The sequence below is a fragment of the Streptomyces sp. NPDC031210 genome (assembly GCF_055570395.1).
Window position 1 is genome coordinate 332,605 of the sequence record NZ_JBVIHH010000008.1, and the last position, 6,076, is coordinate 338,680.

5 protein-coding genes are annotated in these 6,076 nt (G+C 71.6%); all 5 read left to right on the top strand.

What is annotated here, in order from left to right:
• Nucleotides 1-75 precede the first annotated feature (75 nt).
• From ACZ45Z_RS17795 to ACZ45Z_RS17815, 5 genes are read left to right on the top strand one after another with little or no spacing between them, the layout of a single operon-like run.
• Entirely contained in the window at nt 76-1,653 is a 1,578-nt protein-coding gene (locus ACZ45Z_RS17795; protein WP_468362925.1) for a GMC family oxidoreductase, read from the top strand.
• Nucleotides 1,653-2,783, top strand: a complete 1,131-nt coding sequence (locus ACZ45Z_RS17800; protein WP_468362927.1) for a quaternary amine ABC transporter ATP-binding protein — start codon at nt 1,653-1,655, stop codon at nt 2,781-2,783. The genes ACZ45Z_RS17795 and ACZ45Z_RS17800 overlap by 1 nt, the downstream gene beginning before the upstream one ends.
• Nucleotides 2,783-2,977: a hypothetical protein gene (locus tag ACZ45Z_RS17805; RefSeq protein WP_468362929.1), complete on the top strand. Its 195-nt coding sequence runs from the start codon at nt 2,783-2,785 to the stop codon at nt 2,975-2,977. Before ACZ45Z_RS17800 ends, ACZ45Z_RS17805 begins: the two co-directional genes overlap by 1 nt.
• Nucleotides 2,974-4,959, top strand: coding sequence for an ABC transporter permease (locus ACZ45Z_RS17810; RefSeq protein WP_468362931.1), 1,986 nt, complete (start codon nt 2,974-2,976; stop codon nt 4,957-4,959). Before ACZ45Z_RS17805 ends, ACZ45Z_RS17810 begins: the two co-directional genes overlap by 4 nt.
• 2 nt (nt 4,960-4,961) lie before the next feature.
• Nucleotides 4,962-5,960 carry an ABC transporter substrate-binding protein gene (locus ACZ45Z_RS17815; protein ID WP_468362933.1) on the top strand — a complete coding sequence of 333 codons (999 nt, stop codon included), beginning with the start codon at nt 4,962-4,964 and terminating at the stop codon, nt 5,958-5,960.
• Nucleotides 5,961-6,076 lie beyond the last annotated feature (116 nt).

Below are 6,076 nucleotides of genomic sequence, written 5' to 3' on the forward strand. Positions count from 1 at the left end.
CCGGCCGCCCTCGCCCCTCTTCCGTCCCGCGCACCACGCGGCACCCCAGCAGCTTGTGCAGAAGGAGCACCACCCATGCCCCCGTCTTCCCCCGCGCCCCGTCCTTCCCGAAGGGTCGAAGCCGACTACGTCGTCGTCGGCGGCGGCACCGCCGGCTCGGTGATCGCCTCCCGGCTCACCGAGGACCCGAACGTCAGCGTCGTCGTGATCGAGGGCGGCCCCACCGACATCGACCGCGACGACGTGCTGACGCTGCGCCGCTGGCTCGGCCTGCTCGGCGGCGACCTCGACTACGGCTACACCACCACCGAGCAGCCGCGCGGCAACTCCCACATCCTGCACAGCCGCGCCAAGGTCCTCGGCGGCTGCTCCTCCCACAACACCCTGATCTCCTTCAAGCCGCTGCCCGGCGACTGGGACGAGTGGGCCGAGGCGGGCGCCGCCGGCTGGGACGCCAAGGCGATGGACCCCTACTTCCACAAGCTGCGCAACAACATCGTCGCGGTGGACGAGAAGGACCGCAACGCCATCGCCCGCGACTTCGTCGAGGCGGCGCAGAAGGCGATCGACGTACCCAAGGTCGAGGGCTTCAACAAGCAGCCCTTCCACGAGGGCGTCGGCTTCTTCGACCTGGCCTACCACCCGGAGAACAACAAGCGCTCCTCCGCCTCGGTGGCCTACCTGCACCCGCACATCGAGGCCGGGGACCGCCCCAACCTCCGGCTGATGCTGGAGACCTGGGCGTACAAGCTGGAGCTGGACGGCACCCGGGCGACCGGGGTGCACGTGCGGACCAAGGACGGCGAGGAGATCCTCGTCGCGGCCGGCCGCGAGGTGCTGGTCTGCGCGGGCGCGGTGGACACCCCACGGCTGCTGATGCACTCCGGCATCGGCCCGAAGGCCGACCTCGAAGCGCTCGGCATTCCCGTCACGCACGACCTGCCGGGCGTCGGCGAGAACCTCCTCGACCACCCCGAGTCGGTCATCGTCTGGGAGACCGACGGGCCCATCCCCGACAACTCCGCGATGGACTCCGACGCCGGTCTCTTCGTCCGCCGCGACGCCGAGTCGCGCGGCCCGGACCTGATGTTCCACTTCTACCAAATCCCGTTCACCGACAACCCCGAGCGGCTGGGCTACGAAAAGCCCGAGCACGGGGTGTCGATGACGCCGAACATCCCCAAGCCGCGCAGCCGTGGCCGGGTCTACCTCACCAGCGCCGACCCCGAGGTCAAGCCCGCGCTGGACTTCCGGTACTTCACGGACGAGGAGGACTACGACGGCAGGACCCTGGTCGACGGCATCAAGATCGCCCGGGAGATCGCCAAGACGGCCCCGCTGTCCAACTGGCTCAAGCGCGAGGTGTGCCCCGGCCCCGAGGTGACCTCGGACGAGGACATCAGCGAGTACGCCCGCAAGGTCGCGCACACCGTCTACCACCCCGCCGGTACCTGCAAAATGGGTGCCACCGACGACGAACTCGCCGTCGTGGACCCGCAGTTGAGGATTCGAGGGCTGTCCGGCATCCGTATCGCCGACGCCTCCGTCTTCCCGACGATGCCCGCCGTGAACCCGATGATCGGCGTGCTGATGGTGGGGGAGAAGTGCGCCGAACTGCTCCAGAAGACCCCGACCAAGGGAGGTGATGCGTGATGGCTACCACCTCCGCCGCCGCATCCGGCACCACCGAGTCCGCCACCGCCGCCACGACCACCGCCGACGGCGCGGACGACCGCGAGGTCGTCTTCTCCGTCCGCAACCTGTGGAAGGTCTTCGGCCCCAAGGCCGACCGCATACCCGGCGACGCCGCCACCGCCGGGCTGAACGCCCAGGAACTGCGCGAGAAGACCGGCTGCACCGCCGCCGTCCGGGACGTCTCCTTCGACGTCCACAAGGGCGAGGTCTTCGTCGTCATGGGCCTGTCCGGCTCCGGCAAGTCCACCCTCGTGCGCTGCCTGACCCGGCTGATCGAGCCGACCAGCGGCGGCCTGGAGATGGACGGCGAGGACGTGCGCGCCATGGACCGCGGCACGCTGCGCGACCTGCGCCGCCGCCGCGCCTCCATGGTCTTCCAGCACTTCGGCCTGCTGCCGCACCGCACCGTTCTCGACAACGTCGCCTACGGCCTGGAGATCCAGGGCATGGGCAAGACCGAGCGCCGCGAGAAGGCCACCGAGATGGTCGAGAAGGTCGGCCTCGCCGGCCTGGAGAAGCGCCGCCCCAGCCAGCTCTCCGGCGGCCAGCAGCAGCGCGTCGGCCTGGCCCGCGCCCTCGCCGTCGACCCCGAGGTGCTCCTCTTCGACGAGCCGTTCAGCGCCCTGGACCCGCTCATCCGCCGCGACATGCAGGAAGAGGTCGTCCGCCTGCACCGCGAGGAGGGCCGCACCATGGTCTTCATCACCCACGACCTCGCCGAGGCCCTGCGCATCGGCGACCGCATCGCCCTGATGCGCGACGGCGAGATCGTCCAGCTCGGCACCCCCGAGGAGATCGTCGGCTCCCCGGCCGACGACTACGTCCGCGACTTCGTCCGGGACGTGCCGCGCGAGCAGGTGCTGACCGTGCGCCGCGCGATGCGCCCCGCCGAGGACGGCGAGGCCGACCAGGGCCCGGCGCTGGCCCCCGACACGCTCATCTCCGACGCCATCGAGGCGGTCGCCCGCTCCGGTGGCGCGGCCCGCGTCGTGGACGGCGCCCGCTGCCTGGGCATCGTCGACCACGCCTGCCTGCTGAACGTGGTCGCCCGTCTCGACAGCCCCCAGCCCGGGGAGGTGGCCGCCTGATGTACGCCACGACCCCCGGCGGCACCGTGCGTGCCGCCACCCCGCATACCGCCGCCCGCGCCGCGGCCGGCCGCCGGACCGCGGCCCCCGCGGTGGACCGGCTGCGTACCGCCCTGCTGCGCCACTGGCGCGAGGCGCAGCGCGCCGCCGCCATGAACGTGCCGGCCGGCACCGTGAAGCGGGGGCGCGCATGAGCACCACCACCCCCGCCACCACGCCCCGCCCCCTGGCCCCCGATGTGCGTCCCGGCCCGCTCCAGGCCCTGCTGCGCCGCCCCGGCCTGGGCAAACTCCTGCTGCTGGCCGTCGCCGCGGCGATCCTCGTGCCGCTGGTGCACGCCAAGTGGTCCGGCGCCCTGTGGCCGTCGGACCTGACCGTCGATGTCTCCGGGCCGCTCGGCAAGACCAGCGACTGGATCATCGACAACCGCGACACCCACCCGCTGTTCGTCTACTTCCTCGGCCACGTCAGCAACGCCGTGATCATCTCCGTACGCGGCGTCTACCTGCTGCTGCTGGCCCTGGGCTGGACCGGTGTGACCGCCGCCGCGACGCTGATCGCCTGGCGCGCGGGCGGCTGGAAGATCGCCGCCACCGCGCTGATCTCCTTCTTGGTCAGCGGTGTGCTGGGCGTGTGGGTGCCCACCATGCAGACGCTCGCCCTGATGATCGTGGCGGTCCTCGCCTCGGTCGTCGTCGGCGCGCTGCTGGGCCTGGCCGCCGGGCTCTCCGACCGGCTCTTCCGGATGCTGCGCCCGGTCCTGGACACCATGCAGGTGCTGCCGGCGTTCGCGTACCTGCTGCCCATCGCGATGATCTTCGGCATGGGCGTGCCCGCCGCGCTGCTGGCCACCGTCATCTACGCGGCCCCGCCGATGGCCCGCCTGACCGCCCTCGGCCTGCGCGACGCCGACGCCGGTGTCCTGGAGGCGGCCTCCTCGCTCGGTGCCACCGCACGGCAGCGGCTGCTGACCGCGCGCCTGCCGCTGGCCCGCAAGGAACTGCTGCTCGGCCTCAACCAGACGATCATGATGGCCCTGTCGATGGCCGTCATCGCCTCGGTGATCGGCGCGGCCGGTCTCGGTGACCGCGTCTACCAGGCGCTGGGCTCCGTCGACGTCGGCAGCGCGCTGGCCGCCGCGATCCCGATCGTGCTGCTGGCCATCGTCATGGACCGCACCACCGCCGCGGCGGGCGAGCGCCTGGGCACCGACCGCGTCTCCGCCGGGCCGCGCGGCCCGGTCGTCTGGGCGGGTATCGCGCTCGTCACCGCCGCGCTGGCCGTCGCGGGCCGGCTGGCCGGCTCCCTGGTCTGGCCCACCGGCTGGACCGTGGCCATCGCCCCGCCGGTCAACGACTTCAAGGAGTGGATGGTCGACCACATCTACTCCGGCGTGCCCGTCGTCGGCGGTACCGCCGAATGGGCCGCGCACTTCACCAACTGGGTGCTCAACCCGCTGCGCGACGGCCTGACGAACCTCCCCTGGTGGGGCGCGCTGCTGATCGTCGCCGCGCTCGCCTGGCTGATCGGCACCTGGCGTACGGCGCTGACCGCGGTGCTCGCGCTCGCGGCCATCGGCGTGCTGGGCGCGTGGAAGCCGTCCATGAACACCCTCTCGCAGGTGATCGCGGCGCTCGCCGTCACGCTGGTCGTCGGCTTCGCCATCGGCATCCTCGCGGCCGGCAGCAAGCGCCTGGAAGCGATCCTGCGGCCGGTCCTGGACGTGTGCCAGACCATGCCGCAGTTCGTGTACCTGATTCCGGTGGTCGCGCTCTTCGCCGTCGGCCGCGCCCCCGCCGCCGCGGCGGCCATCGTGTACGCGCTGCCCGCCGTCATCCGCATCACCACCCAGGGCCTGCGCCAGGTCGACCCGGCGGCCGTGGAGTCGGCGCGGTCGCTCGGCGCCACCCGCTGGCAGATCCTGCGCCAGGTCCAGCTACCGCTGGCCCGGCCCGCGATGCTGCTGGCCGTCAACCAGGGCGTCGTCCTCGTCCTCGCGGTCGTCATCATCGGCGCCCTGGTGGGCGGCGGCGGCCTCGGTTACGACGTCGTCAAGGCGCTCGCCACCGGTGACCTGGCGCTCGGTCTGATCGCCGGTGCGGCCATCGTGTGCCTGGGCCTGATGCTCGACCGGGTCACGCAGCCCACCGAACGCCGCACGGGGAAGGGAGCCTGACCATGTCCCGTACTCGTATCCGTACTCGTACGAAGATCGTCGGTACGTCGCTGCTGGCGGGGGCGACACTGCTCGCCCTCTCCGGTTGCGGCAAGGCCGACATGACCAAGCAGTCCTCGCCGTTCGCGGCGGCCGAGGGATCGAAATCCGTCACCCTCTCCGTGCAGACCTGGGTCGGCGCCCAGGCCAACGTCGCGGTGGCCAAGTACCTCCTCGAACACGAGATGGGCTACCACGTCGACACCGTCCAGGTGGACGAGATCCCCGCCTGGGACGCCCTCAGCCAGGGCCGCGTCGACGCCATCCTGGAGGACTGGGGCCACCCCGAGCAGGAACAGCGCTACGTCAAGGACAAGAAGACGATCACGGCGGGCGGCGGCAACGGCGTCACCGGCCACATCGGCTGGTACGTCCCCAAGTACTGGGCCGACGCCCACCCCGAGGTCACCGACTGGAGGAACCTCAACAAGTTCGCCAAGCAACTGCGGACCTCGGAAAGCGGCGACAAGGGCCAGCTCATGGACGGTTCGCCGTCCTACGTCACCAATGACAAGGCGCTGGTGAAGAACCTCAACCTCGACTACGAGGTCGTCTTCGCGGGCTCCGAGGCGGCGCAGATCACCCAGATCCAGCAGTTCGCCAAGGAGAAGAAGCCCTTCCTGACGTATTGGTACGAGCCGCAGTGGCTCTTCAACCAGGTGCCGATGGTGGAGGTCAAGCTCCCGAAGTACACCGACGCCTGCGCGGAAAAGGGCACGAAGGATCCGGAGTCGGTCGACTGCGCGTACCCCACCACGCCGCTGCAGAAATACCTCAACACCGATTTCGCCGAGAACGGTGGCGCCGCCTCGGCCTTCCTGAAGTCCTTCAAGTGGACCAAGGAAGACCAGAACGAGGTCTCCGAATCGATCGCCGCGGACGGCCTGACCGCCGACGAGGCGGCCGAACGCTGGGCCGCGAAGCACCGGGACGTCTGGAAGTCCTGGCTGCCCAAGAAGTAGCCGCCCGGGGAACAACCGGCGGCCGGCGGGGGGGGGGGGGGGGGGGGGGGGGGGGGGGGGGGGGGGGGGGGGGGGGGGGGGGGGGGGGGGGGGGGGGGGGGGGGGGGGGGGGGGGG